Raw genomic sequence first — 1526 nt, 5'->3', positions numbered from 1 at the left:
GTCTACAACGTTGCTGACAGTCACGCCAAGCAGTCTAATAGCTTGGCCATCCCAATTTTTCGTAAACAATGACCATGCCACTTCAAAAATCTTATCCTTTTCATAAACCAGATTGCGAAACGATTGACTGCGTGATGAATTTCTCCAATCCGCATCCCGAATTTGAATGGACACGGTTGGACCGGCGAGTCGCTTTGCTTCCAAACGGTTTGCCACTCTCGCACTCAAGTTTTGAAAGACTTTTCGAAGTTCATGTAAATCGGTTTCGTCGCTCGGCAATGTCGTGGAGTTTCCTACACTTTTTGTATCATAAACGGAATCTGGGTCGACAAACCGTTCATCTTGTCCATTAGCTCGATTTTTCAGTCGAATGCCATTCTTCCCAAGTGCTTCTTTCAATAAACCTTCTTCAGCGTTGGCAATATCGCCAATCGTTTTCAAACCGATACTGTTCAATTTTTTCGCAGTGCTTTCGCCTACCCCATGCATTTCCAATACTGGTAGTGGCCATAAAACTTTATCTATATCCCGCTTTCGCAGGACCGTAATCCCCATGGGTTTCTTCAAATTCGATGCCGTTTTTGCTAAAAATTTATTTGGCGCAATGCCAATCGAACAAGGCAAATCCAGCTCCTGTACTAACCTTGTCTGAATGTCCGCTGCAATTTGTAAGGGTGACATAGGGCTATCAATTTCTGTGACATCCATATAACCTTCATCTATCGATACTGGTTCTACTTGTTTTGTATACGTTCTTAATAAATCAAACATCGCTCGAGATGCAATTCGATAACGCTCGAAATTTGGCGGCAACAATATTAATTCGGGACATTTTCGCTTTGCTTCCCACACACTCATCGTTGTATAGACTCCACGGGCACGCGCCTCATATGAACAAGTTACGAGAATCCCTCTTCGTTCTTTTGGATTTCCGGCAATGGCAATTGCTTTCCCTTTTAAAGTAGGATCATACGATTGCTCAACTGACGCATAAAAACTATTCATATCAATATGAAAAATAATACGAGATTTATTGCGTTTTATGTCCATCATATCCTCATCGCCTCTTCATGTACTGAACATAATCATAACAAAAATCGAGACATCAGGTTAACCTGAAATCTCGACTTTATCCATGAATTAAGCTTGTTTTGCAGAAACCTTAACAATTTCAACGAGTAAATCTGACAACTTCTCAAGTTCTTCTACAGGCATGCGTTCATTTTTCGTGTGAATCTCTTCATATCCAACAGACAAATTCACCGTAGGAATGCCGAAGCCTGCAATGATGTTTGCATCACTTCCGCCACCACTTGTTCCAAGGTTTGGTGTGCGTCCAATGTTCTTGACTGCTTGAATGGATACTTGCGTCACATGTTCATCTTCATCAAAACGGAAGCCAGGATACATTAACTGAATATCGATTTCGGCTTTTCCACCCATTGCAGCAGCGGTCTCTTCAAATACCGTTTTCATATGCGCAGTTTGAATGTCCAATTTATCCGGCACAATCGAACGTGCTTCAG

The 1526-nt window shown here is 41.7% G+C and carries 2 protein-coding genes; both read right to left on the bottom strand.

The annotated features are described in order from the left end of the window. Positions 1-1053 (bottom strand): DNA polymerase IV (locus tag AC1DSB_RS19120; RefSeq protein ID WP_477587402.1); only part of this gene is annotated, 1053 nt, incomplete at its 3' end. A gap of 87 nt (positions 1054-1140) precedes the next feature. Continuing rightward, positions 1141-1526 (bottom strand): M20/M25/M40 family metallo-hydrolase (locus tag AC1DSB_RS19115; protein ID WP_477587401.1); only part of this gene is annotated, 386 nt, incomplete at its 5' end.

Source organism: Paenisporosarcina sp. P4_E4_2, from assembly GCF_056401595.1.
The sequence above is the reverse complement of the archived record's forward strand: the minus strand, read 5'-3'. Positions and strand labels throughout refer to the sequence as shown.